The 24,230-nt window shown below is 59.2% G+C and carries 22 protein-coding genes and 1 tRNA gene; 18 read left to right on the plus strand and 5 right to left on the minus strand.

Translation table 11 applies throughout. The features are described 5' to 3' along the window. The first annotated feature begins 97 nt into the window (after positions 1–97). On the plus strand, positions 98–628 hold the full coding sequence (locus CLAC_RS02930) for a YgjP-like metallopeptidase domain-containing protein (protein WP_053411620.1): 531 nt from the start codon (positions 98–100) through the stop codon (positions 626–628). Between the two features lie 9 nt (positions 629–637). On the opposite strand, the gene CLAC_RS02935 is transcribed toward CLAC_RS02930, so the two are convergent. Beyond that, entirely contained in the window at positions 638–2,167 is a 1,530-nt protein-coding gene (locus CLAC_RS02935) for a zinc-dependent metalloprotease (RefSeq protein WP_053413232.1), read from the minus strand. A 141-nt stretch (positions 2,168–2,308) separates the two neighbouring features. Between CLAC_RS02935 and CLAC_RS02940 the strand changes: the two genes are divergently transcribed. Continuing rightward, a complete protein-coding gene (locus CLAC_RS02940; RefSeq protein ID WP_053411621.1) occupies positions 2,309–3,343 on the plus strand; it encodes a YlbL family protein in 1,035 nt (344 codons plus the stop codon). An 11-nt stretch (positions 3,344–3,354) separates the two neighbouring features. On the opposite strand, the gene CLAC_RS02945 is transcribed toward CLAC_RS02940, so the two are convergent. The 3 genes from CLAC_RS02945 to CLAC_RS02955 all read right to left on the minus strand — a co-directional run bounded on the left by CLAC_RS02945 (position 3,355) and on the right by CLAC_RS02955 (position 5,776). Beyond that, positions 3,355–4,785, minus strand: a complete 1,431-nt coding sequence (locus CLAC_RS02945; RefSeq protein WP_053411622.1) for an alanine/glycine:cation symporter family protein — start codon at positions 4,783–4,785, stop codon at positions 3,355–3,357. A 68-nt stretch (positions 4,786–4,853) separates the two neighbouring features. Then, positions 4,854–5,261 carry a fluoride efflux transporter FluC gene (locus CLAC_RS02950; protein WP_053411623.1) on the minus strand — a complete coding sequence of 136 codons (408 nt, stop codon included), beginning with the start codon at positions 5,259–5,261 and terminating at the stop codon, positions 4,854–4,856. Further along, entirely contained in the window at positions 5,258–5,776 is a 519-nt protein-coding gene (locus CLAC_RS02955) for a fluoride efflux transporter FluC (RefSeq protein WP_342669465.1), read from the minus strand. The genes CLAC_RS02950 and CLAC_RS02955 overlap by 4 nt, the downstream gene beginning before the upstream one ends. 179 nt (positions 5,777–5,955) lie before the next feature. Between CLAC_RS02955 and pgm the strand changes: the two genes are divergently transcribed. The 6 genes from pgm to CLAC_RS02985 all read left to right on the plus strand — a co-directional run bounded on the left by pgm (position 5,956) and on the right by CLAC_RS02985 (position 10,559). Continuing rightward, positions 5,956–7,611, plus strand: a complete 1,656-nt coding sequence (gene pgm, locus CLAC_RS02960; RefSeq protein WP_053411625.1) for a phosphoglucomutase (alpha-D-glucose-1,6-bisphosphate-dependent) — start codon at positions 5,956–5,958, stop codon at positions 7,609–7,611. Between the two features lie 11 nt (positions 7,612–7,622). Continuing rightward, positions 7,623–8,063 (plus strand): MauE/DoxX family redox-associated membrane protein, encoded by a 441-nt coding sequence (locus CLAC_RS02965; protein WP_053411626.1) that lies wholly within the window; start codon positions 7,623–7,625, stop codon positions 8,061–8,063. 158 nt (positions 8,064–8,221) lie between these two features. Next, positions 8,222–8,953, plus strand: coding sequence for a DsbA family protein (locus CLAC_RS02970; RefSeq protein WP_053413233.1), 732 nt, complete (start codon positions 8,222–8,224; stop codon positions 8,951–8,953). Between the two features lie 177 nt (positions 8,954–9,130). Further along, positions 9,131–9,206, plus strand: a tRNA-Ala gene (locus CLAC_RS02975). A 166-nt stretch (positions 9,207–9,372) separates the two neighbouring features. Beyond that, positions 9,373–9,801, plus strand: a complete 429-nt coding sequence (locus CLAC_RS02980) for a pyridoxamine 5'-phosphate oxidase family protein (protein WP_053411627.1) — start codon at positions 9,373–9,375, stop codon at positions 9,799–9,801. Between the two features lie 143 nt (positions 9,802–9,944). After that, the gene (locus CLAC_RS02985; protein WP_245621951.1) at positions 9,945–10,559 is read left to right on the plus strand and encodes a TetR/AcrR family transcriptional regulator; all 615 of its coding nucleotides are present in this window, start codon (positions 9,945–9,947) and stop codon (positions 10,557–10,559) included. Here the strand turns inward: CLAC_RS02985 and nadE are convergent. Then, positions 10,556–11,431, minus strand: coding sequence for an ammonia-dependent NAD(+) synthetase (nadE, locus tag CLAC_RS02990; RefSeq protein ID WP_053411629.1), 876 nt, complete (start codon positions 11,429–11,431; stop codon positions 10,556–10,558). The genes CLAC_RS02985 and nadE overlap by 4 nt on opposite strands. Positions 11,432–11,546: 115 nt before the next feature. On the opposite strand from nadE, the gene CLAC_RS02995 reads away from it, so the two are divergent. From CLAC_RS02995 to serB, 10 genes are all read left to right on the plus strand, one after another. Then, on the plus strand, positions 11,547–12,938 hold the full coding sequence (locus CLAC_RS02995) for a sugar porter family MFS transporter (RefSeq protein ID WP_245621952.1): 1,392 nt from the start codon (positions 11,547–11,549) through the stop codon (positions 12,936–12,938). 169 nt (positions 12,939–13,107) lie between these two features. Then, positions 13,108–13,230, plus strand: coding sequence for a type B 50S ribosomal protein L36 (gene ykgO / locus CLAC_RS03000; RefSeq protein WP_005511141.1), 123 nt, complete (start codon positions 13,108–13,110; stop codon positions 13,228–13,230). A 499-nt stretch (positions 13,231–13,729) separates the two neighbouring features. Continuing rightward, positions 13,730–13,954: a glutaredoxin-like protein NrdH gene (nrdH, locus tag CLAC_RS03005; protein ID WP_053411630.1), complete on the plus strand. Its 225-nt coding sequence runs from the start codon at positions 13,730–13,732 to the stop codon at positions 13,952–13,954. 79 nt (positions 13,955–14,033) lie between these two features. After that, positions 14,034–14,462 carry a class Ib ribonucleoside-diphosphate reductase assembly flavoprotein NrdI gene (gene nrdI / locus CLAC_RS03010; RefSeq protein WP_053411631.1) on the plus strand — a complete coding sequence of 143 codons (429 nt, stop codon included), beginning with the start codon at positions 14,034–14,036 and terminating at the stop codon, positions 14,460–14,462. A 155-nt stretch (positions 14,463–14,617) separates the two neighbouring features. After that, on the plus strand, positions 14,618–16,771 hold the full coding sequence (gene nrdE, locus CLAC_RS03015) for a class 1b ribonucleoside-diphosphate reductase subunit alpha (protein WP_053411632.1): 2,154 nt from the start codon (positions 14,618–14,620) through the stop codon (positions 16,769–16,771). 313 nt (positions 16,772–17,084) lie between these two features. Beyond that, a complete protein-coding gene (deoD, locus tag CLAC_RS03020) occupies positions 17,085–17,804 on the plus strand; it encodes a purine-nucleoside phosphorylase (protein ID WP_053411633.1) in 720 nt (239 codons plus the stop codon). 12 nt (positions 17,805–17,816) lie between these two features. Further along, complete coding sequence (locus CLAC_RS03025) at positions 17,817–19,235, plus strand: MFS transporter (RefSeq protein ID WP_053411634.1); 1,419 nt, start codon at positions 17,817–17,819, stop codon at positions 19,233–19,235. Positions 19,236–19,622: 387 nt separating this feature from the next. Continuing rightward, positions 19,623–20,639: a class 1b ribonucleoside-diphosphate reductase subunit beta gene (gene nrdF / locus CLAC_RS03030; RefSeq protein ID WP_053413235.1), complete on the plus strand. Its 1,017-nt coding sequence runs from the start codon at positions 19,623–19,625 to the stop codon at positions 20,637–20,639. Positions 20,640–20,956: 317 nt separating this feature from the next. Continuing rightward, complete coding sequence (ctaD, locus tag CLAC_RS03035; protein ID WP_053411635.1) at positions 20,957–22,657, plus strand: aa3-type cytochrome oxidase subunit I; 1,701 nt, start codon at positions 20,957–20,959, stop codon at positions 22,655–22,657. Between the two features lie 267 nt (positions 22,658–22,924). After that, entirely contained in the window at positions 22,925–24,217 is a 1,293-nt protein-coding gene (serB, locus tag CLAC_RS03040; protein WP_053411636.1) for a phosphoserine phosphatase SerB, read from the plus strand. The last annotated feature ends 13 nt before the right edge of the window (positions 24,218–24,230 follow it).

Here is a 24,230-nt window from a genome sequence, read left to right on the forward strand (position 1 = left end):
TTCCCTACAATTTCCCCCATGGGCTCTATCAGTACACCGGGGGAGTGTCTCCCGCAATCGGTGCGGGGACACGTCTGCTACGTATACGCTGAAAAGCATGGATAAGAAGCGACCCGATTATGGGCCCGACGTTGAGGTGCGGCGGTCAAGGCGTCGTCGTCGGACGGTGTCCGCTCGTGCTGAGGGCAATCGGATTGTCGTGATGGTTCCTGCTGATATGCCGCCTAAGGCCGAGCAGCAGCAGGTGCTTGAAATCGTCGAGCGCGTGCGCAAGAAGGTCGGAAACGGCCTGGACAATAAGGACCTGGAGCGCCGCGCCCGGACTCTGTCCCGAACCGTGTTGCAGAACAAGCCACGCTTCGAGTCAATCAAGTGGGTCAAAAATATGTCCCGCCGCTGGGCTTCGGTCACCGGGGGCGTGGAGAAGCCAGGCCGGATTCGCATCTCCCATAGGCTTGCCGACGTCCCGGATTACGTTCTCGATGATGTGATTGTGCACGAACTAGTCCACACCTTTGTCGAGGGCGGGCATACCGAGGAGTTTTGGTATTGGGCCTCGCAGGCTCCGCACCATGAGAGGGCGCGCGGCTACCTGGAGGCCTATCAGCGTTGGGGAACGCAGAGCTAGGAGGCTCTACTAGGCGTTGCCTGGCTCGTCGTCCGAGCCGTTGTCCTTCTCGCCGCTCTCGGCCTCGCGGCGGAGCTGCTCTTCCAGCTCGGCGATGGGGTCGAAGTCATCCGACTCGGTGCCACCGAGGACGGAGTCGATGAACGCTGCGGAGTCGTCGAGGTCTTCCGCGACAGGCAGGAAGTCGGGGTGATCCCAGACCTGATCGCGGCGTTCCATACCGACGGCCGTGGTCAGGCGACGCCACAGTTCGGTAGCCTCGCGGACCTTCGGGGAGCCCAGGTCGATGCCGGTGGCCTTCTCCAGAGCCTGCTCGGCGCCCTCGGTGAGGCGACGGCGGCGCCAGGCTTCGTCCAGCTGTGCTGCGCCGGTGAGGCGCTCCCCGAGAGCATCGGTGACAACCATGTCCACCCAGCCTTCGACGAGCGCGAGGAGGGTCTGGAAACGGGAGCGGGCGTGCTCATTGCGGGAGTTGATCTTTGGCGATAGGTCCATGTTCTGGAACTGCTGCATCGCCTCTTGCATCTGCTGGGGATCCTGGAGTCCCTCCAGGTTCAATCCGCGTGCGGCTTCCTCGATAGAGGAGTAGTCAATCTGGATTCCGGCGGCGTATTCCTCGACGGAGGAAATCATGCGCTCTACGAGCCACGGCACCCGCGCGAACAGTCGCTGGTGTGCGGCCTCGCGCGCCACTGCGTAGATGTAGAGGTCTCGCTCGGGGACTTCCAGCTCTTCCGCCAGAGCGGTCAGATGAGTGGGCAGCGCAACCGCAGCGCCGATAGTGTGCAGCGGTAGGCCCAGGTCCGAGCCCGTGAGCGTCGCCTTCGCCAGGCTGGCCAATGCGCCGCCGAGCTGCGTGCCGAAACTCATGGAGTTCATCTGGTTCATGATGCCCATCATCGGGCCCATCATTTCCCGAGCTTCCTCCGGGACGCCTTCCAGCGAAGCGTCGTTCATGCGTTTGGCCACAGGATCGACCAGGCGCTTCCAGGTGTCCATCGTGTTTTCGAGCCACTGCAGGCTGTTCCAGGCCTCGATGCGGTTGGCGCCCGCGGGCAGCGTCGTCGCGTCATCGAGCCAGAGCTCCGCCAGGCGCAGGGAGTCGGTGAGCGCATCGCGGGCCGAGTCTTTGATATCTGTCGGCTGACCAATCCTGGTGCGGGCGACGCGCTCTGCGACATCATGGTTGACCGGTCCGGAATTGGACTGCGCGAACTGCTGGCCCATGCCGGAAAACATCTGGCCAAACTGGTTCAGGATATCGCCGAGGTTCGGCTGTCCGCCGGAGTTACCAGGACCACCGGAGCCGGAGCCGCCCCGACCGTTGCCCGTAGCCGAGTCGTCGGAGCCGCCGGCGCCGTTGCCACCGGGAGCGCCGAACGGGAAGCCGAAGATGCCGAAAGGATTCGACTGGTCACCAAAACCACCGAAGCCACCAAAGCCGCCGAAGCCACCCTGGTTGTTGTCCTTGCGGTCGTCGCGATCGTCGTCGCCGTCGTTGTTGCCGTTCGGACCGAAGCCAAATCCGTTTGAACTCATGTCCCCACCGTACCGGGTGAGGATAGGCATTAGCACGCAAAGGCGCCATATCCGGGCCAATCTTCGCGACCAGCGAACACGGTCGACAATCCGAACGCAACTATCGATTTGAACTACGTCGGGAATGTAGGGTGGATACCCGTGAAACGTCGTACCCAAACCCTCCTCGTCGGCGCTGTACCGATTGTCGCCCTCGCAGGGGTCCTCTCCGCTCCGGCCCTGTCGGTCCCCTTCGCCGCACAGGGGCCGGGGCCGCTTTTCGATGTCCTGAGCGACGTAGAAGGCAAGAGCATCATCGAGGTCTCCGGACCGTCTGTGGACAGCAAACCGTCGACAGGCGAGCTGGATATGACGACCGTGGCGGTGCACCATAACCTCTCCCTGCCACAGACGATTGCGATGTGGCTGGACTCCGACAACGAGATCGTACCCATCGAGGCGGTGTTTCCTCCGGGGCAGAGCCAGGAGGAAGTCGAGGAGGAGAATAAGGCCGCATTCACGGAGTCGGAGGCCAATGCCACCTCGGCTGCACTAGCGCAACTCGGACTGCCGACCGAAGTGTCCGTGGCTTACACGGTCCCGGGCAGCAACGCGGAGGGAAAGCTGCACGAGGGCGACGTGATTATCTCGATCGATGGGATTAAGGCCACAAAGCCCGATGCGGTGAAGGACCACGTGCAGTCGCTGAACCCCGGTGACGCAGTCGAGCTGAAGGTGCGCGGTGAAGACGCGGCCAAGGAGCGCACGGTTGCGATTGAGCTCGGGGAAAACCCGCATGCCAAAGGTGCGGCGCTGCTCGGGATTGGCATGTCGACCCAGTCGGCAGGGCAAACCAAGGTGGAGTATCAGTTAAGCGGTATCGGAGGGCCGTCGGCGGGATTGATGCTGACGCTCGGCGTAATCGACAAGTTGAGTCCCGGCGACTTGACCGAAGGTCATCACATTGCGGGCACAGGCACCATCAATGCGGCGGGGATCGTCGGCGAAATCGGCGGTATTAAACACAAAATCTCGGCTGCCCGGGATTCCGGGGCCGAGCTGTTCTTTGTGCCAGCGGGCAACTGCGTCGAGGCTCTCACCGCGGACGCAGGGGATATGAAGTTGGTCAGGGTGAGGAATGTGGACGATGCCCTAGCCGCGATTAAAAACCCCGGCGCGGCGCCGTCCTGCTCCTAACCTGGGGACTCCTATTTCCCGTCGCTGAACGCGGAGAAGCTCTGGGTTGCCTGCCACTTGTCCACTTCCTCTGCGGTCGCGCGCAGCTGTGGGTCGAAGGACAAGTAGGCCTTGGTCTCGCGAGCAATCAGGCCAGACAGAACAATCAGTCCGATGAGGTTCGGCAGCGCCATCAGGCCGTTGAGTGCGGAGGCGACAGCCCAGACGGTCTCCAGCTGGGTGACTGCGCCGACGAAGACGATGCAGGTGAACAGGCCTCGGTAAAACACTGTGCCGCGTCGGCCCACAAGCGACTCGAATGCGCGCTCGCCGTAGTAGGACCAGCCAAGCATCGTGGAGAAGGCGAAGAACACGATGGACATTGTCACAATCGTGCCGCCCCAGTGGCCGGGCAGGCCGCGAGAGAAGGCCTCGGCGGTTAGAGATCCGGCATCCTCGCCGCCGAGCTCCCATGCGCCGGTGGTGATGATGACCAGGCCGGTGAAGGAGACGACGATAATCGTGTCGATGAAGGTCTGAGTCATAGAAACCAGGCCCTGGCGCACCGGGTGCGAGGTCGACGCAGCGGCAGCGGCGATAGCGCCGGAGCCCAGGCCGGACTCGTTGGAGAACAGGCCTCGAGCGACACCCATCTGAATTGCGGCGATCAGGCCAGCGCCGGCGAAACCACCGACGGCGGCGGTGCCGGTGAACGCGTCGGTGAAGACCAGCGCGAGCGCGCCGGGCAGCGCGGAGATATTGGCAATAAGGACCCAAACCGCGGCGCCGACGTACAGGATGATCATCAGCGGTACGAAGCCCGCGGTGATTCGGCCGATGGACTTGATGCCGCCCATCAGCGCTGCGCCGACCAGGATGAACATGATCATGCCGGTCAGAATCGGGTCGATGCCGAAGGACGCCTGCAGGTTGGTTGCCACGGCATTGCCCTGGGTCAGGTTACCGATACCGAATGCCGCCAGTGCGGCGAATACTGCGAAGAGGATGGCCAGGGTTTTGCCGAAGCCGTTCGGAATCGCCTTCTTCAGGTAGTACTGCGGGCCACCGGACTGCTCGCCGGCAGCGTCCTTCTGGCGGAACTTAACGCCGAGGAAAGCCTCGGAGTACTTCGAAGCCATACCGAGAACGCCGGTGACCCACATCCAGAACAGCGAGCCCGGGCCGCCGAGACCGATGGCTGTTGCAACACCGACGATGTTGCCCACGCCGACCGTTGCGGCCAGGGCAGTCGACAGTGCCTGGTAGTTGGAGATGTCGCCCTCTGCATCGTCGTCATTGTGATCTAGCAAGCCCAGGCGCAGTGCCGCGCTCAGCTTGATCAGATGGATGGCGCCGAGACGGACTGACAGAATAATGCCCGTGCCAATCAGCGCGGGGATGAGGAGGTAGGGACTCCAAATGAAACTATCCGCCGCAGCGGCGAAATCGCTGAAACTTTCCATGTTGTGAAACTTTACTGATAAGTTCCACAAAATCCGCCCCGGCGTTCAGGAAAAGCACAGGAAATAGGCTAAAAGCCGAAAAGTGGAGGTAAAATCACCCCCGTAAAAGCGCAAGCTACTCCGCCAATCAATGTGAGAAACAGGTATCCGAGCGCCCTCCAAAAGTGTTGGGACAGTCGTTCCCCGACCTCACCCGCAAGCGTTGACCATGTCGACATCCCGCCCGCGAAGCCAACCATCACCGCAGCCCAGCTAGCCTCCCGCCACAGTCCCTCGGCCCCTCCGCTTGCCGACGCCGACTCCCGCAGCGTTGCGTACGCCATCCCGGCGATTAGGCAGGCAAACATGTTCGCGGTAAACGTTCCGGCAAGCTTGGTCCCGGTCTTCTTCTGTGCGGCGACAGCTAGGGCGTAGCGGACGATCCCTCCGAGTGCGGCGCCCGCTGCGACCGCGCAGATCAGCAAGGCAGTAGTCATCGCACAGCTCCTAGGTCTTCGCGGCTTTCTCCTTGGTCCGGTGTCTCGATGTGGCGCATCGCCTTTGCCGCGGCTGACCCCGCCAAGTAGGCCAGTGGGCACCCGGCGAGATGCAAAAGCGCCACGACGGTGAGTGCAACGGGGGAGACCGAGGCGCCGTCGGCAAGCAGAAGGGCGAAGGCCGAAAACGTGGTGAATCCGCCGCAGATGCCGGTGCCCGCAAAGGAGAGACATGCCGGTCGATTGGGCAGTGTGACAATCAAGATGCCGAAGATGAGGCAACCCAGCAGGTTAATTAGCGTGGTCGCAGAGAGGTCTGAGCGGACTGCCGAGGAGACGAGGAAACGCGCCACGGCTCCTAACGCAGCACCTGCGCCGACGGTCAGTGCAAGGGGCACCCCGGAAAACCGGGAAACCCGGTTCCGTCGCGATGAGGGAGATTCGAAAGGCTTGGGAGATGGAGGAGACGAGAGAGGCGGGCGAGACGGGGGAGATGTCTCAGGAGTCGGTTTCACCTGCCCAATGCTACTGCTTCAGAACTCAGGCAACGAGCGTCGCCCGGTATCGCGGCCATACCCCTATTGCAGGGCATCGCGGGAGGTGCGAGAGGTCTCATGCTGCAGGGAGGTATCAAAAAAGGGACACTTGAAAGTGAAGCGCATTTCGATATCCAACTAGCAGGAGGAAACGCACAATGGCTCACGAGCGCGCCGGGCAGCTGGCCCAACCATCCGACCTCATCGATATTGCGGAGTTGGTCACTGCGTACTACACGCGCCACCCGGACCCGGAGAACCCGGACCAGCAGGTAGTTTTCGGCACCTCTGGGCACCGCGGATCCTCGCTGGACAGCGCATTTAATGAGGACCATATTCACGCCACCACCCAGGCCATTGTCGACTACCGTAGTGGCCAGGGCATTGAGGGGCCACTGTATATCGGGCGCGATACTCACGGTCTGTCCGAGCCCGCGATGGTCTCCGCGCTGGAGGTTCTCACCGCCAACGGCATCACTGTCATGGTCGATGCGCAGGAGCGCTACACCCCGACTCCGGCAGTCAGCCACGCTATCCTGACGCACAACCGCGATATCGATGGCGGCCCCGCGGGCTCCAACCCCGCGCGTGCCGATGGCATTGTGATTACGCCCTCGCACAACCCGCCGCGCGACGGTGGCTTCAAGTACAATCCGCCGACCGGCGGCCCTGCGGATGCGGACGCGACGGATTGGATTGCCGCTCGGGCCAACGAATACCTCGCTAAGAGGCTGGATGGCGTGAAGCGTCAGGTAGTGGAAAAGGGCGGTGACCTCATCGTTAAACACGACTACCTGCAGGCATACGTTTCTGATCTGCCGAACGTGGTCGACCTCGACGCCATCCGGGACGCGGGTGTGCGCATTGGTGCGGATCCAATGGGTGGTGCTTCGGTTGACTACTGGGGCGCCATCGCGGACATGCACAACCTGAACCTCACCGTGGTGAACCCGCTGGTCGACGCAACTTGGCGTTTCATGACTCTCGACACCGACGGCAAGATTCGCATGGATTGCTCCTCGCCGAACGCCATGGCCTCGCTCATCGGTAACCGCGATAAGTTCAACATCTCCACGGGCAACGATGCTGATTCAGACCGTCACGGCATTGTGACTCCGGATGCGGGTCTGATGAACCCGAACCACTACTTGGCCGTCGCGATTGATTACCTGTTCGCGCACCGTCCGGGTTGGTCGGAGGGTACCGCGGTCGGCAAGACTCTGGTGTCTTCCTCCATGATTGACCGCGTTGTTGCGAACCTGGGGCGCAAGTTGGTCGAGGTCCCGGTCGGATTCAAGTGGTTCGTCCCCGGCTTGATGGAAGGCACCATCGGCTTCGGCGGCGAGGAATCCGCGGGTGCTTCGTTCCTGCGCCACGACGGCACGGTCTGGTCGACCGACAAGGATGGCATCATCCTCGACCTGCTGGCCAGCGAGATCACCGCAGTGACCAAGAAGACCCCGTCCGAGCTCTACGCAGATCTGGCCGACAAGTACGGTGCACCGGCTTACGCGCGCACCGATGCCGATGCCAACCGCGAGCAGAAGGCAATTCTGAAGAAACTCTCCCCGCAGCAGGTCAAGGCGGACACCCTCGCAGGGGAGAAAATCGTCGCGAAGCTTACGGAGGCTCCCGGAAACGGGGCCGCAATCGGCGGCCTGAAGGTTGTGACGGACAGCGCTTGGTTCGCGGCACGTCCGTCGGGTACTGAGGACAAGTACAAGATTTATGCGGAATCCTTCAAGGGCGCCGAGCACTTGGCGCAGGTTCAGGCCGAGGCGCAAGAGGTAGTCTCGGAGGTCCTGAAGGGATAACCTGTTTGTCTATGAAAGACGTTTTGGGCGCGATTGCGCGCTTCGGGCTGGCGATTGTGTGGCTGGTCTCTGGCGGCATCAAACTGATGGATCCGCTGGCATCCCGCCAGGCGGTTCAGGCTTTCGAGATTATCCCGCGGGATTATCTGCAGGCCGTCTCGGTAGGCTTGCCTGCCCTTGAGGTTATTCTCGGCCTGCTGCTGCTCTTCGGTATTTTCCTGCGGCCAACTGCCATTGTGTCGGGCGTGCTCATGGGGATATTCATCGCCGCGATTATCTCCGTGTGGGCCAGGGGACTGCAGATTGACTGCGGCTGTTTCGGCGGTGGCGGGTACAACCCGGAGGTCGGCCCGGCCACCTATCTCACGGAAATCGCCCGTGATGCGGGATTCCTGCTCTTGGCGGTCATCGTCTACTGGCGTCCGTTTAGGCGCCTGGCCATCGCGCCCTAGATGTTCTCGGCGGCGTGTTCCGTCGCTCCCTCATGGGGGTTAGTAGGGTGGACTTTCTCCACCGCTGCTACCCCCATATTTTGTTGATCTAGTCACAATCAGTGATTTCTTAGCATTCCTTGTAGGTCGTGAAAGTATTTCTCACTATCGTTATCCGTGTGAGTCAGAAAATTCAGAACCCCAATCAGAAGGGCAATGGCTTCATTATTGGCCTCGTCGCCCTTGTCGCAGTTGTAGTTGTCGTGATTGGAGCCGTCGTATTCATCGGCCGCAGTCAGCCAATCAAGGGCGTCCCGGATGAGGACGTGAACTTTAGCGTTGCTCTCGACGGCGATGTCATTCGCCTGGGCCAGCTCGACGCCAAGGATGCGAAGACTGCCACTGTGTTCGAGGACTTCTCTTGCCACTACTGCGCTGACATGAGCGGTGGCGGCCATGCAGATGAACTCAAGGCGCTTTCCGACGGCAAGATGATTGTCGAGCAGCGCACTTTGAACTTCCTCGATGGACAGCGCGTAGAGGATCGGGACGGTCATTCCACTCGCACTTATGCAATTGCTCGAATGATTGCGGAGTCCGGCAATGCTAAGGCTTACTGGAACTTCCACAACATGATGATGGAGCAGCAGCAGACTGCGATTAACTGGGATAACAACGATTTTGCTGACCGCCTGGATCAGCTGGGTGTCGATGGCGACATTGTGAAAAAGGTCCGTGCTGGTGTCGATCTAGCTGAGGCACAGGCGAGCGCCACTAAGAATGCGAACGACCTCGAGAAGCGTCTTGGCTCGGTCTCCTCTCCACATGTGTTCGTCGACGGTAAGGATGTTCTCGATAATATTGCCGCCAACGGTGGCCTGGGCGAGTGGGTTAAGCAGGTTCTCGCTTAAACCTTCAATATCGCGACCCTTTACTGTCGTGCCTTGAAACGGCCCCTTTGCGCCACAGCAAATTAGTAGCGTAAAGGGGCTTTCACATGCTGATTTGTAAATAATTCGATGCGGCATGTAACCTGTAACAAGTCCACAGCGACGGGGTCGAAAGGTCCTGGTTGTTGTTGGTTGTCTGGGGCTATGGCGCAGCTGGTAGCGCATCACACTGGCAGTGTGGGGGTCACGGGTTCGAGTCCCGTTAGCTCCACCAGATAAAATCCCGGTTCTCGAAAGAGGCCGGGATTTTTGTATTTTTGTCTAGGGGGCTACTGGGTGTAGGGGCGCTTTGTCTAACGCTGTATTTATGGTCTTATAGGTGCCCTAAATGGGGATTGTAGGCAATAGCAGTTTTCGCCGGTTGGTGGAATACTGGGTGTATGGCATACAACGACGATGTAATTCAGAAGCTGTCCGCTGAGGAGTCCATGGAGCTGATGGCGACACAAACGTTTGGTCGTTTGGTCGTACGCCGTAAAGATGACATGGATTTGTTTCCCGTGAACTACGTGGTTCATGAGGGCAATGTGTACTTCCGCTCGGCTGAAGGTTCGAAGCTCTTCACGGTCGCCTTGAATGATGACGTTCTGTTTGAGGCTGACTTGGTTGAGAGGGATGAGGATGCCGCATGGTCGGTCATTATCAAGGGCAATGCCGAGGTTCTGAAGAGCCGTGCGGAGATTGCTGCTGCTGACGAGCTTCCTTTGAAACCGTGGCTGCCGACTTTGAAGTACAACTACGTTCGGATTGTTCCGAATGAGGTCTCGGGTCGTCGTTTCCACTTAGGGGAAGAGCCGGAGCGCTACTAAACGTTCTGGATATGGCGCTTTGCTAACGGCGGGCGGAGGGTGAGAATCTCTCCCTCCCGCCGTTAGCTACTTTTTTAGAAGTTAATGGATGAAATTTCTTAAAACTGCCTCGTCTTGCAGCCTAGGGCGTTACAGTCGCTGTTGTGACGGGGATCATAGATCAAAACGATGGGGCGCCAGCACTGCCCAATGTGCACGAGCACTCCCCACGGATGCAGAAAATTGTTAACGAAGCGCGGGCGATGCTTCGCGAATCGGGCTGGAGTAGCATCAGTATGCGCCGCCTCGCGGCGAGGCTCGATGTGAAAGCGCCTTCGCTGTATAAGCACATCAGCGGTAAAGAGGAACTCCTCCAAATGCTGCTGGCGGAGAGCCTTTATAGCCTGGGGCAGCGAATTCACGCCGCGATCGACGACGAGCCTACGGCCTCAGCGCTCCTGAATGCCTACCGGCAGGCGGTTCTCGACGATCCGCATGGGTATCGGCTGATGAGCCGCACGAAGTTCGTGAACATGGCCTCGCCGTCAACCCTCGACGCGTGGATTCGAGAGGCCTTCATTAAGGTTGCCGGCGAGGAAGCCAAGGGCCTGGCCATGTGGGCATTTGCTCATGGTCTTGTGACTGCCGAGCTAGTTCAGGACGTCTCTCCGGCGGACGAGGAATCAAGTTCAGAGACTTCCGCCGCGCAGACGATAGATCCGGAGAAGGCTGAGGCCGTCGACGGAATTTGGGCCGCCGGCGCGAAGGCTTTCGATTAGCGCCACCACGTCTCTGCGGGGCCTGGAGGGACGGTGCGCTTGTGTCGGCTGACCGTCCAAAATTTCTCAATTCGAGCAGCGTCCTCGGGTGATACTTCTCGTCCCTCTAGGTAGTCATCGATAGCGGAATAGGTGAGGCCGAGTGCGACCTCGTCTGGAAGCGCGGGCCGATCTTCCTCGAGATCGGCAGTGGGGATCTTCTTCCAGGTGCTATCGGGCGCGCCGAGATGGCGAAGCAGGGCGGCACCCTGGCGCTTGTTTAGCCCCTGGAGGGGGATGAGGTCCACGCCTCCATCGCCATGCTTTGTATAGAAGCCGGTAATTGCTTCGGCTGCGTGGTCTGTTCCTACGACGAGCATGCCGTCGACCCCGGCGATCGCGTATTGCGCGATCATGCGCATGCGCGCCTTGATATTGCCCTTGTTGAAGTCGGAGACGGTGGGGCGTTGGAATCCCACCGGCTTGGATTCCATGCGGTCAAGCGCTTGCTGAACCTGCTCGGTCATCGCAGTAGTGGCGGGCTCTATATCGACCGTGATGGATTCGTCGGGCTGGATGAAGCGGAGGGCAATCTGGGCATCGTCTTCGTCGGCCTGCACACCATGGGGGAGGCGTACTGCGATGAAGCGCGCATCGGTGCCCTCGTCGCGAAGCCTTTCAGCCGCCAACTGACTCAGCTTGCCGGCCAAGGTTGAATCCTGGCCGCCGGAGATGCCGAGGACGAATCCTCTCGCGTGCGCCGCCCTAAAATAATCAACTAGGAAGCTAACGCGGCGATCGACCTCTTCCGAGGGATTAATCTCAGGATAGGTGTGGAGCTGTCGAATAATCTCTGCCTGGAGCGAGCCATTTTCGGGCGGGGTGATTGTCATGTGGCCAACTCTACCGCTGTGGCAGTCGCTGTCGATTAGCAAAAGCCCAGTTCTTTATCGAGCAAGTGCCGCGGGGATAGCGGCCCTTGCCCTGTGCGGTGGCAGAATTTGCAGAGTGAATCTGACCAGAGAATCTCAGCATCAACAGCATCCGCCAGAGGGGGAGACTACCTCTCTGAAGTCTGTGGCGGTGGCGGTAATCGCAGCGCTCGGAGGCCTCCTTTTTGGCTATGACACGGGGGTCATCTCCGGCGCCCTACTGTTCATTCAGCGCTCCTTCGAACTCACCGCGGGGCAGGAGTCGACCGTTACGGCGATGCTCCTTGTCGGCGCGGCAATCGGTGCCTTCCTGGGCGGCCGCGTCGCCGATACCCTGGGCCGACGCGGAACCATCCTTCTCGGCGCCCTGGGGTTCATCATCGGCAGTATCTGGTGCGCTTTCGCGTCTAGTGTATTCGAGCTGGGGGCGGCCCGGACTCTCCTGGGCGTTTGTATCGGCGGTGTTTCCATCGTCGTGCCGATGTACATCTCAGAGATGGCGCCGACCCACGTCCGCGGTCGCCTGGTCAGCCTCAACTCGCTGATGATCGTCATCGGCCAGCTCGTGGCGTTTCTCACGAACTCCGCTCTCGCGGCCTCGGGCTCGTGGCGGCTAATGCTCGGGCTGGGTGCCGTTCCCGCGGTCGTGCTGCTGGTCGGAATGCTCATCTTGCCTGATACGCCTGCCTACCTGATTAGGGAGGGAAAACCCGGGAAGGCTTTGGCGGTCATGCGCCAGATGCACGGCCCCGACGCAGAACTGGACCAGGCCGCGGTGGCGGAGGCGTCGGCAAGCGCGGATCAGAGGGCGGCGGAACGGGCGGCCCTGAAGACCCCGTGGGTGCGGCGCACGGTGGTCATCGCGATGCTGATTGGTGTGACCCAGCAGGTCACCGGCGCGAACGCAATCATGTACTTCGCGCCGACCATGATGAATAAGGTTGGCTTGTCGACGGAGAGCTCGGTCTATACGTCAATCCTCATCGGTACCGCATCGGTGATCTCGTGTGCGGTGGGAATGAGCATTATCGACAAGGTCGGTCGTAGGAGGATGTTGATTATTGGCCTGATCGGTTGTGCGGCGTCGCTGTTGGTGCTGGCTCCGGTCTACGGGCTGTCGAAGGACTCTGCGGTAGGTTCGGTCGCGTCACTTGCGCTGATGACGGTGTTCATTGTGTTCCAGCAAGCGGCCGTATCGGTTGCGACCTGGCTGCTTATTTCGGAGATTGTCCCGAACGAGGCCCGGGGGCTCGGAATGGGGCTGGCTGGACTCGCGCTGTGGGTGGCCAACTGGTTCGTGGCGCAGGCATTTCTCCCAATGGTGGAGGCGGTCGGAGGCGCGTGGTCATTCTTCTTCTTCGCGGTGACCGGCGCGATTGCCCTGGTATTTACTCTGCGCGCCGTGCCGGAGACGTCCGGAAAGACGCTCGCGGAGGTGCGGGAGTACATGATGGCGGCCGCGCGCTAACCCCGAATCCTCTGTCGTTTTTGGAGTTAGCAGATTATTTAGGTAACATGGCCGTTCGTGTCGTGACGCGTGCTGTTGCAGCCTAGGTGCTGCGAGGGTGACAGCGTCACCAGGGAAGGTGCAATACGGTGCCTTTCCTTTTCGGAGCCGAGAAGAAAGGAGCGCCCGAATGAAGGTCCGCAAGTCCCTTCGGTCGCTGAAGAACAAGCCGGGCGCCCAGGTCGTGCGCCGTCGTGGCAAGGTCTACGTGATCAACAAGAAGGAGCCGCGCTTCAAGGCCCGCCAGGGCTAAGCCCTCCAGGCTGGAAGCTAGCCGCTTGTTTTTTCAAGCTTTTTAAAGCCGCCCCGGCTGACCACTTTGATGGTTGGCCAGGGGCGGTTTTCTTTTATGTTGATGGGCTTGGTTGGTACGGCGCCGATGTGGTGCTTGGGGCGGGCCGCGTTTGGACGACATCCGGAGCTGCTGTGCTTATTGGTTTAACCGAAAGGCTTTGATAGCTCTTTTTCGACAATTTTGTGCCAATTTTGCCCCTGAATTACAAGCTTGTTGCCCCGGGCTGTACAACATCTTGTGCGTGAGAATTGGGCGAACTGGGAATTTCAAGCTTGTTACTACTACATCTAGTATAACTAGAGTTTTTCTGCCCCCAAGTGTAGTGTTTTCGGTGTTGCGCCAAGGGGCGTCGGAAAGCGTGGAGCGCTTCCTTTAGGGAAGGTCTCCGGGCGGTGCGGCGCCGGCGATAGTTACGAATTAGTGGTCTTACCTTAAAGCCAGAAAGTTTGTGAGAGACATGGTTACCGTTTACAGCAAGCCCGCCTGCGTCCAGTGCCGCGCGACCACTCGTGCCCTCGATAAGGCCGGTATTGCCTACGACGTCGTTGACATCACCCTCGACGATGAGGCCCGTGACTATGTCATGGCGCTGGGTCACCTTCAGGCTCCGGTCGTCGACACCGGGTCCGAGACTTGGTCTGGTTTCCGCCCGGATCGCATCAAGGCTCTCCAGGCTGCTTAGTTTCTACTTAGTCCCCGCGTTCTTTGCTTTTATCCCTAAGGCAAGGCGCGGGGGTTTGTGATGTAGGGGATGATTTCTCATGTTCGTGGTGTATTTCTCCTCCGCAACGGGGAATACGCACAAGTTCGTAGAGAAGCTGGGGATTAAAAGCGCGCGGATTCCACTGCGGCGCAAGGATCCCGAGCTAATCGTTGACGAGCCCTATGTCCTGATCTGTCCGACGTACGGCGGGGGTGTATCCATCCATGGTGATCATGCCCGACCCGTGCCTCCGCAGGTCATCCGCTTCCTCAATAACGAGCACAACCGCTCATTGATCCGAGGGGTTGTTGCGGCGGGAAATTTGAACTTCGGGACCGACTACTGCAAGGCCGGCGATATCATTGCCGCTAAGTGCAAGGTTCCCTACCTCTATCGCTTCGAGCTCATGGGAAACGATGAGGACGTACGAATCGTGCAGCAGGGGCTTGAGCAGTTCTTCCATGGCAAGGCTCGGGCCAGCGCCTAGGTCTCGCCAGGACGGTGGGGCGGCAAGACCGTTGCGCGAGGCGTCGGGAAGCGCGCAGATTAGAAGCGTGCGTTAATAGTGCGGTGCGGTAATTCGCACCGCGTTGACTAATACCTATTTCAGAATCAATTAGACAGTCCACTGAGGAGTTAGTTGTGAGTGACAAGGGTCGACAGGTTGCCGAGCCGGTAGGCGAGGGGCAGCTCGATTACCACGCGCTGAATGCGCTGCTGAATCTCTACGATGAGAACAACAAGATTCAGTTCGACAAGGATCGTCAGGCGGCTCGCCAATTCTTCCTGCAGCACGTCAACCAGAACACCGTCTTTTTCCACAACCTGAAGGAAAAGCTCGACTACCTGGTTGAGAACAAGTACTACGAGCCGGAAATTCTCGAAAAGTACGATTTCGAGGACGTAAAAGCCCTGTTCAAGCAGGCCTATGCGCACAAGTTCCGCTTCAAATCCTTCCTGGGCGCGTACAAGTACTACACCTCGTACACGCTGAAGACCTTCGACGGAAAGCGCTACCTCGAGCGCTATGAGGACCGCGTCTGCATGGTCGCCCTTACGCTTGCCGACGGAGACCTTGCCCTGGCAAGCCACCTGGTTGACGAAATCATCACAGGTCGCTTCCAACCGGCAACCCCGACGTTTTTGAACTCCGGTAAGGCCCAGCGCGGCGAGCCGGTGTCCTGCTTCCTGCTGCGTATTGAGGACAATATGGAGTCGATCGGCCGCGCCATCAACTCCTCCCTGCAGCTGTCCAAGCGCGGCGGCGGCGTCGCTCTGCTGCTGAGCAACCTGCGTGAACAGGGCGCGCCGATTAAGCACATCGAGAACCAGTCCTCGGGCGTCATCCCGGTCATGAAGCTGCTGGAGGATTCCTTCTCCTACGCAAACCAGCTCGGCGCACGTCAGGGCGCAGGTGCCGTGTACCTGCACGCGCACCACCCGGACATCATGCGATTCCTCGACACCAAGCGTGAGAATGCGGACGAGAAGATTCGTATTAAGTCTCTCTCCCTCGGTGTGGTCATCCCGGATATCACCTTTGAGCTGGCCAAACGCAACGATGATATGTACCTGTTCAGCCCGTACGACGTCGAGCGCGTCTACGGTAAGGCCTTTGCGGATATCAACATCACCGAAAACTACGACGATATGGTCGAAGATCCGCGAATCCGCAAGACCAAGATCAACGCCCGTCAGTTCTTCCAGACCATCGCCGAGATTCAGTTCGAGTCGGGATACCCGTACATCATGTACGAAGACACCGTCAATCGCGCGAATCCGATCGAGGGCCGCGTGAACATGTCGAACCTCTGCTCGGAAATTCTGCAGGTCAACACCCCGTCGAAGTTCAACGACGACCTCTCCTACTCGGAAATCGGCGAGGACATCTCCTGTAACCTGGGCTCTTTGAATATCGCGATGACGATGGACTCTCCGGACTTCTCCCGCACCATCGAGACCGCAATTCGTGGGCTTACCGCGGTGTCGGAGCAGACCTCCATCGATTCGGTCCCGTCGGTACGCAAAGGCAACGACGGCTCCCACGCCATCGGCCTGGGGCAGATGAACCTGCACGGCTACCTCGGGCGCGAGCAGATTCACTACGGATCCGAGGAGGCCCTCGACTTCACGAACGCCTACTTTGCGGCTGTTCTCTTCGAGGCTCTGAAGGCCTCCAACAAGATTGCGCGCGAGCGGGGCCAGAAGTTCGCCAACTTCGAAAACTCCGACTACGCCAGCGGCAAGTACTTCGATAGCTTCGATCCGGCGGACTTCCAGCCGAAGACCGAGCGAGTGAAGGCAATCTTCGGAAACTCGAGCGTCCACGTTCCGAACGCGGAGGACTGGGCTCAGCTGAAGGACGATGTCATGGAGCACGGCCTGTTCAACCGCAACCTTCAGGCCGTCCCGCCGACGGGCTCGATTTCCTACATCAATAACTCGACGTCTTCGATCCACCCGATTGCCTCTCGCATCGAGATTCGCAAGGAGGGCAAGATTGGCCGCGTCTACTACCCGGCGCCGCACATGGACAACGACAACCTCGAGTACTTCGAGGACGCGTACGAGATTGGTTACGAGAAGATTATCGACACCTACGCGGTGGCGACGAAGTACGTCGACCAGGGCCTGTCGCTGACCCTGTTCTTCAAGGACACGGTCAGCACCCGTGACATCAACCGCGCCCAGATTTACGCATGGCGCAAGGGCATCAAGACCCTGTACTACATCCGTCTGCGCCAGGTCGCGCTGGAAGGTACCGAGGTCGAGGGTTGCGTGTCCTGCATGCTGTAGTTTTTAGCGACTAGCTGCTAGCTGTTTTATGGCGGGCGTCGCCGGGAATTTTCCCGGGAGGCGCCCGTTTTCGTTTCCTAGCGCCCTTGGAAAGATCCAGTCGGGCCACCCGTGTTCCAAAAGTTCCGCTTCGCAGTGCGGAACAAATGTAAATATCAGTATTGACGTATGTTTGAGGTGGGTCTACTCTAAAGATTGATAGAAGCGATGGCTCTTCCTCGGCGCCGTCAGTGTGAAAGAACCGCCGAGGGCGGAGGGGCGTCGGAAAGCATAGGAAGGGCTCGCAGGCCCTAAAAGAGGGGAGAGGTGCCCAATGTCCGAGAAGAAGAACACCCCGCATATCAACCCGAAGGGTGCGCCAATTGCGGAAACCATCCTCCTGCCGGGTGACCCGCTGCGCGCAAAGTTCATCGCAGATACTTTCCTGGAGGACGTTGTCCAGTTCAACGATGTCCGCAATATGCTCGGCTTCACAGGTACTTACCAGGGGACTCCGGTCTCGGTTATGGGCTCCGGCATGGGCATGCCGTCAATCGGGATCTACTCCTACGAGCTGATCAATTTCTTCGAGGCCAAGAAGGTCATTCGCGTCGGTTCCATCGGCGCCCTCCAGGCAGATATTCCGCTCTATGACGTCATCGTGGGCGCCTCGGCATCGACCGATTCCAATTTCATGGACCAGTACAACTTGCCCGGCACCTATGCTCCAACCGCATCGTGGAAGCTGCTCAAGGGCGTTGTCGACGAGGCCGAGAGGCAGAATGTTCACGTCCATGTTGGCAACATCCTTAGCTCGGATGTCTTCTACAACGACGACGAGACAGTCAACGAGCGCTGGGCTCGCATGGGCGTCCTCGGCGTAGAGATGGAGTCGGCGGCACTCTACGCAATTGCCGCGAAGGCCGGCGTAGACGCGCTGGGCGTTTTCACCGTGTCCGACAACATCGTCAAGCAGCAGGCCATCAGCCCGGAGGAGCGCCAGACCGCTTTCGCCCAGATGATGGAACTGGCCCTCCCGCTGGCGAAGATCTAACGGCGGTGCGTCATGAGTAATACCTCCACCAGCTCCACCGGAGTCGCGCACAATCCCGCAGCTCCGGCATTGAACCCCAAGGCCGCAGTTCCCGTCCTACTGTTCTCGTTCGTCTTCTGCCTCGTGCTGGATAACGGCTTCAAGTTTATGACCAAGCCGATCGCGGAGTCGCTGGACCTTAGCGTTTCCACGGCCAGCCTGCAGGCAACTCTCGCCGGCATCCTCATCGGTATCGGTGCGGTCGTCTACGCAGCGCTGGCTGACAGCATCAGCATCCGCAAGTTGATGCTGGTCGGCGTCGCCTTCGTTGCGGTTGGCTCCCTGCTCGGTTTCTTCTTCCAGGGAATCTGGGCCATGGTCCTGATCGCCCGCATCATCCAGACTGCCGGCCTGGCCGCCGCGGAGACCCTATATGTGATCTACGTGACGAAGTACCTAGGCGAGGACGATCAAAAGACCTACCTCGGATTCTCCACTGCGGCATTCCAGGGGTCCATGCTGATCGGCACGCTGACCTCCGGTATCGTCGCCACGTACATCTCGTGGCCGGTGATGTTCCTCATCGCGCTGATTCTGCTGCTCAGCGTTCCCTCCCTTATTAAGAAGGTCCCCGAGGAGCAGCAGACGAAGGGCAAGCTCGATATTTTCGGCCTTTTCCTTATCGCCGTGATCGCAACTGCGGTTATGTGGTTCATGCAGGAGTTCAAGCTCTGGTGGCTCCTTGTTGCGATTCTGGGAATCGCGCTTTTCGTCTGGCACATCAGGTCCCACGAAGGAGCGCTGGTCAGCCCCGCGTTCTTCACCAATGCCCGCTACGTCACTTCTCTGGTGATTGTGCTGGTGGTCTACATGGTCCAGCTGGGATATGTCGCAATCGTTCTGCCGTACATGGTCGACGAGCTCTATGGAATCTCTCTCGATGGCGCCGCGTACATTCTCGCCCCTGGTTACCTGTGCGCAGTCATCGTGGGCGTGCTTTCCGGCAAGATCGCGAAATTCCTATCTTCGCGGCAGGCCATTATCGCCGCAATCTGCATCATCGTCGTGGCGCTACTGATTCCCGCGGTGTTCGTCGGAGCTTCCGTGGCCACGGTAGTCATCTCGATGATTCTGTTCCCGTCCGGCTTCGCGCTTATGTACGCGCCGCTGGTCGCGACCGCGCTGGAGAGCATCCCCGCGGAGAAGACCGGTGTCGCCATCGGCTTCTACAACCTGACTATCAACATCGCGGTGCCTGTCGGTATCGCAGTAACCGCGAAACTTGTCGATATGCGCCCGACCTTCCTGTCATCCCTGACGATTGCCTCGAATGAGTCGCAGGGTGTCGCCGCAACGAACCTTTGGTTCCTCGCTGGCATGGCGCTAATCGGCCTTGCCATTTACTTGGTTTCCGATCGCGTTATCACTTCCAAGGCTGCGGCTCGAAACTAGGAAAAGCCGCTACGTTCCCTTTCTTCTCCTTGCTTTAGGACGCCCGCTATGGGGCCGTCGGCAAGCGGGGAGGGGTGAGCCCAGGTGTCGGCCAGTTTAGGTCGGCGGCCTGGGCGTTTTTGTGTGGCGATACTTGTAATAGTGGGGCTGGCCGGATTGGGCTAACTGGGTGTGGCCATTTGGGCTAAACTGCCATAGGTAATGGCTCCGAAGAGAGCCGATTTTGTGAGTCGTCCTTTCGCTGGGCGCCAAACGCCTACTTTCTCTCCGAAATCTCCTATGCCTTATATATAAGGAATAGGGGCGTTGCGGGGCAGGGACGGGGCTGTGGCTGGTCCGGCGGATGCAAGGGGGCGGCTAGGAAAGGAAATGGGAGAGGTCTACAGCATGAATATCGACGATTGCCCACCCTCAACTCCGGCGCACCGCGAAAAGCACCCAGAGGCTCGCGAGTGCCCGATTGCGGCGATTGACTGGAATACCATTCCGGACGATAAGGACCTTGAGGTATGGGATCGGCTGACCGGTAACTTCTGGTTGCCGGAGAAGATTCCGCTATCGAACGACATTAAGAGCTGGAATACCCTCAACGCCCTCGAGCAGCGCACAACCATGCGCGTGTTCACTGGTCTGACCATGCTCGACACGATCCAGGGTACTGTCGGCGCCGTCTCCCTTATTGGCGATGCGCTGACTCCGCACGAGGAAGCCGTTTACACCAACATCGCGTTCATGGAATCCGTGCACGCGAAGAGCTACTCGTCGATTTTCCAGACTCTGGCATCCACACCGGAGATTAACGATGCCTTCCGATGGAGTGAGGAAAACGAGTACCTCCAGAAAAAGGCCAAGATCATCATTGATTACTACGAGGGCGAGAACCCGCAGAAGAAGAAGGTTGCCTCCACGCTGCTGGAGTCCTTCCTGTTCTACTCCGGCTTCTACCTCCCGATGTACTGGTCCAGCCATGCGAAGCTGACCAATACCGCGGACATTATTCGACTGATCATTCGTGATGAGGCCGTTCACGGTTACTACATCGGTTACAAGTATCAGCGAAACCTGGAGAAGCTGACGCAGGCGGAGCGCGACGAGCTGAAGGATTACACTTTCGACTTGCTCTTCGATCTCTACGACAACGAGATTCAGTACACCGAAGAGATGTACGACGAGCTCGGCTGGACTGAAGACGTCAAGCGCTTCCTGCGATACAACGGCAACAAGGCTCTAAACAACCTCGGTTACGAGGGCATGTTCCCGGCCGATGAGACTCGCGTGTCTCCGGCAATTCTCTCGGCGCTGTCTCCAAATGCCGACGAAAACCACGACTTCTTCTCTGGCTCCGGTTCTTCCTACGTCATGGGCAAGGCTGAGGTTACTGAAGACGAAGACTGGGATTTCTAAGAACTTCTTCTCTGTGAGAATTCTTAATGACCACTGCCACACACGGGGGTAGCACTCCTAATGAGAGTGCTCCCAGTGTAGGGGGCATTAGCGCAGGTTAAGACAATTCTCAGGAAAGAAAAACTGGGATTACCGGGGAAAATGACAATTTAAGAAAGCTAGTCGGCCTTAACTTTTTCCCAGGTTCAGGCTAGACTCTGCCACATAGCGATAGGTGGACTCGCGCGTGCGCGTTCGCCTGCACTATTCTCAAAGGACAAAACTTATAAAATCCTGTAGGGGATTACAGGATTTACTTCGCGTAGTAAGGAGGAAGAATGACTGCAGTAGCGCCTCGCCCTGATCATGGCGTAGTTGCGCCGGAACGGCCGCAGCCGTTCGGACATGGGCGTAAGGGTAGCTTGGCGTGGGATATGCTGACCACGACCGACCACAAGAAGCTGGGCATCATGTACATCATCATGTCCTTCTCGTTCTTCTTTGTCGGCGGTCTGATGGCCCTGCTTATCCGTGCTGAGCTCTTCCAGCCCGGACTTCAGTTCCTTTCTAACGAGCAGTTCAACCAGATGTTCACCATGCACGGCACGGTGATGCTGCTTCTGTTCGGTACCCCGATCGTCTGGGGTTTTGCTAACTACATCCTTCCGCTGCAGATCGGCGCCCCGGACGTAGCATTCCCGCGTCTGAACTCCTTCGGCTTCTGGCTGACCACCATTGGTGGCATCCTGATGCTGTCGGGCTTCCTCACCCCGGGCGGTGCAGCTGACTTCGGTTGGACCATGTACTCTCCGCTGAGCGACCCGATTCACTCCCCGGGCGTTGGCTCGGACCTGTGGATTGTCGGCGTTGGCGTCGGTGGTGTTGGTACCATCGCCTCGGCCATCAACATGACTACCACCGTGCTGTGCCTCCGCGCACCGGGCCTGACCATGTTCCGTATGCCGATCTTCACCTGGAACATCCTGGTTACCTCGATTCTGGCACTGCTGATCTTCCCGATCCTGACTGCCGCCGCTCTGGGCGTTCTCTACGACCGCAAGCTCGGTGGCCACATCTACGACCCGGCCAACGGTGGCGCCATGCTGTGGCAGCACCTGTTCTGGTTCTTCGGTCACCCGGAGGTCTACGTCCTCCTCCTGCCGTTCGTCGGTATCATCACCGAGGTTATCCCGGTGTTCTCCCGTAAGCCGCTGTTCGGCTACGCAGGTATGGTCTTCGCAACCCTGTCCATCGCTGGCCTGTCCATGGCCGTCTGGGCACACCACATGTTCGTTACCGGTGGCGTTCTGCTTCCGTTCTTCTCGTTCATGACCTTCCTGATTTCGGTCCCGACCGGCGTGAAGTTCTTCAACTGGCTGGGCACCATGTGGCGCGGCCACATGACTTTCGAAACCCCGATGACCTTCGCTCTGGGCTTCATCGTCACCTTCCTGTTCGGTGGTCTGACCGGCATTATGCTGGCTGCCCCGCCGCTGGACTTCCACGTCTCTGACACCTACTTCGTCGTTGCTCACTTCCACTACACCCTGTTCGGCACCCTGGTGTTCGCCTCCTACTCTGGCGTTTACTTCTGGTTCCCGAAGATGACCGGTCGTATGCTCGACGAGAAGCTGGGCAAGGTTCACTTCTGGCTGACCTTCGTCGGCTTCAACCTGACCTTCCTGGTTCAGCACTGGCTCGGTAACGAGGGTATGCCGCGTCGTTACGCTGACTACCTGGAGACCGACGGTTTCACCACCCTCAACATGATCTCCACCGTTGGCGCCTTCCTGCTGGGTCTGTCTGTCATTCCGTTCATCTGGAACGTCTTCAAGTCCTGGCGTTACGGCGAGGTCGTCACCGTCGACGATCCGTGGGGCTACGGCAACTCCCTCGAGTGGGCTACCTCTTGCCCGCCGCCGCGCCACAACTTCACCTCTCTGCCGCGCATCCGCTCCGAGCGCCCGGCGTTCGAGCTGCACTACCCGCACATGGTCGAACGCCAGCGTGCAGAGGCTCACGTTGGTCGCCAGCTCTAAAAGCGAGTCTGACACTCTGAGTAATTAACTACGCGAATCTACGACCCCCTCCTTAAGGCCGAAAAGCCGGGAGGGGGTCGTTTTGCAGTTTTAGCTCCAGCGGAAGCGGGGGGCGCGGGCGGGGGCGGGGCAGCATAAAGGTTTTCGATCGGGCATCAAGGTCAGGTGTCGGGGGAGAGAGGGCCTTCAAGACCAAACGGAGCTAGGTCGATTCAAAAGGCCTGGTGTGGTGTCTGCAAAAAACTCAGCGCATGCAATACTTAGAACGTGCAAGAACAGTCAAATGCCCTCACCAGTCAGCCGTCTAGTTCCCACGAAGAGTCCGTAGCTCTCGCTCCCGGTCTTGTTCCCATTGTGATTACCGCGTTCGGTAAGGACCGCCCGGGCGTATCCGCAACCTTCTTCCGCGTTTTGTCAGCGCATGGCGTCCAGGTACTCGATGTCGAACAATCCGTTTTTCGCTCGATGCTTTCGCTCGGCGCATTGGTCGGTGTCGCCGAGGATAAGGTCGACACTCTCCGCGAAGGACTAGTCGAGTCCCTCAAGGGACACGGCATGTCGGTCAAGTTTGACTCCGCGTCGACGTCGCAGCGTAGCTCCGCGTCGACCCATGCAATCGTTGTTCTCGGCAACCCGGTCAACGCTGAAGACATTTCCCGAATCGGTCAGACGCTGGCGGACTACGGTGCCAATATCGACACCATCAGGGGTATTGCTGATTACCCGGTCACGGGCCTGGAGCTGTTGGTCTCTATCCCTAACCCGAAGCCGGGCGCCGGCATTCCGCTGCGTGCCGCATTGGCCGAGCTGGCTCAGGCCCAGGACATTGATATCGCAATTGAACGAGACGGTCTGCAGCGCCGTTCCAAGCGACTAATTTGCTTCGACGTCGACTCGACTCTGATCACCGGCGAGGTAATCGAGATGCTCGCCGCACATGCCGGCCGCGAAGCGGAGGTCGCCGCTGTCACCGAGCGTGCGATGCGAGGAGAGCTTGACTTCGCCGAGTCCCTGCACGAGCGCGTAAAGGCGCTGGCCGGCTTGCCCGTGAGTGTTCTGGAGGAGGTTAGCAACTCCATCGAGTTAACTCCGGGCGCTCGCACTACAATCCGTACTCTCAAGCGTCTTGGTTACAAGTGCGGCGCGGTCTCGGGTGGCTTCATCCAGATTCTCGAGCCGCTCGCCAAGGAGCTAGGGTTGGACTTCTACAAGGCGAATACCTTGGAGATTGAGGACGGCAAGCTGACTGGCCGCGTTGTCGGTGGAGTCGTCGATAGGCAAGAGAAGGCCCGCAGCCTGAAGGCATTCGCCGAGCAATCGGGGCTCCACATGCACCAGACCGTCGCGGTCGGCGATGGAGCCAACGATATCGACATGCTCTCGGTTGCTGGCCTGGGCATTGCGTTCAACGCCAAGCCGGCGCTGAAGGAGATTGCCGATACGTCGGTGAACGTCCCGTTCATGGATTCGATTCTGTTCATGCTGGGCATCTCCCGCGATGAGATCGATATCGCCGATCGGGAGGACGGCACTTACCGTCGCGTGCCGCTCGAGCAGTAGTGGGTGGTCCAGT

Origin of the sequence: Corynebacterium lactis RW2-5, assembly GCF_001274895.1 — a bacterium.
In the GTDB taxonomy this organism is placed as follows: domain Bacteria; phylum Actinomycetota; class Actinomycetes; order Mycobacteriales; family Mycobacteriaceae; genus Corynebacterium; species Corynebacterium lactis.

Bases quoted from the DNA above. Each gene is read 5' to 3' on its own strand.
- CLAC_RS02930 (WP_053411620.1), top strand. From the start codon at position 98: ATGGATAAGAAGCGACCCGATTATGGGCCCGACGTTGAGGTGCGGCGG.
- CLAC_RS02935 (WP_053413232.1), bottom strand. From the start codon at position 2,167: ATGAGTTCAAACGGATTTGGCTTCGGTCCGAACGGCAACAACGACGGC.
- CLAC_RS02945 (WP_053411622.1), bottom strand. From the start codon at position 4,785: ATGGAAAGTTTCAGCGATTTCGCCGCTGCGGCGGATAGTTTCATTTGG.
- CLAC_RS02950 (WP_053411623.1), bottom strand. From the start codon at position 5,261: ATGACTACTGCCTTGCTGATCTGCGCGGTCGCAGCGGGCGCCGCACTC.
- pgm (WP_053411625.1), top strand. From the start codon at position 5,956: ATGGCTCACGAGCGCGCCGGGCAGCTGGCCCAACCATCCGACCTCATC.
- CLAC_RS02965 (WP_053411626.1), top strand. From the start codon at position 7,623: ATGAAAGACGTTTTGGGCGCGATTGCGCGCTTCGGGCTGGCGATTGTG.
- CLAC_RS02980 (WP_053411627.1), top strand. From the start codon at position 9,373: ATGGCATACAACGACGATGTAATTCAGAAGCTGTCCGCTGAGGAGTCC.
- nadE (WP_053411629.1), bottom strand. From the start codon at position 11,431: ATGACAATCACCCCGCCCGAAAATGGCTCGCTCCAGGCAGAGATTATT.
- ykgO (WP_005511141.1), top strand. From the start codon at position 13,108: ATGAAGGTCCGCAAGTCCCTTCGGTCGCTGAAGAACAAGCCGGGCGCC.
- nrdH (WP_053411630.1), top strand. From the start codon at position 13,730: ATGGTTACCGTTTACAGCAAGCCCGCCTGCGTCCAGTGCCGCGCGACC.
- nrdI (WP_053411631.1), top strand. From the start codon at position 14,034: ATGTTCGTGGTGTATTTCTCCTCCGCAACGGGGAATACGCACAAGTTC.
- deoD (WP_053411633.1), top strand. From the start codon at position 17,085: ATGTCCGAGAAGAAGAACACCCCGCATATCAACCCGAAGGGTGCGCCA.
- CLAC_RS03025 (WP_053411634.1), top strand. From the start codon at position 17,817: ATGAGTAATACCTCCACCAGCTCCACCGGAGTCGCGCACAATCCCGCA.
- nrdF (WP_053413235.1), top strand. From the start codon at position 19,623: ATGAATATCGACGATTGCCCACCCTCAACTCCGGCGCACCGCGAAAAG.
- ctaD (WP_053411635.1), top strand. From the start codon at position 20,957: ATGACTGCAGTAGCGCCTCGCCCTGATCATGGCGTAGTTGCGCCGGAA.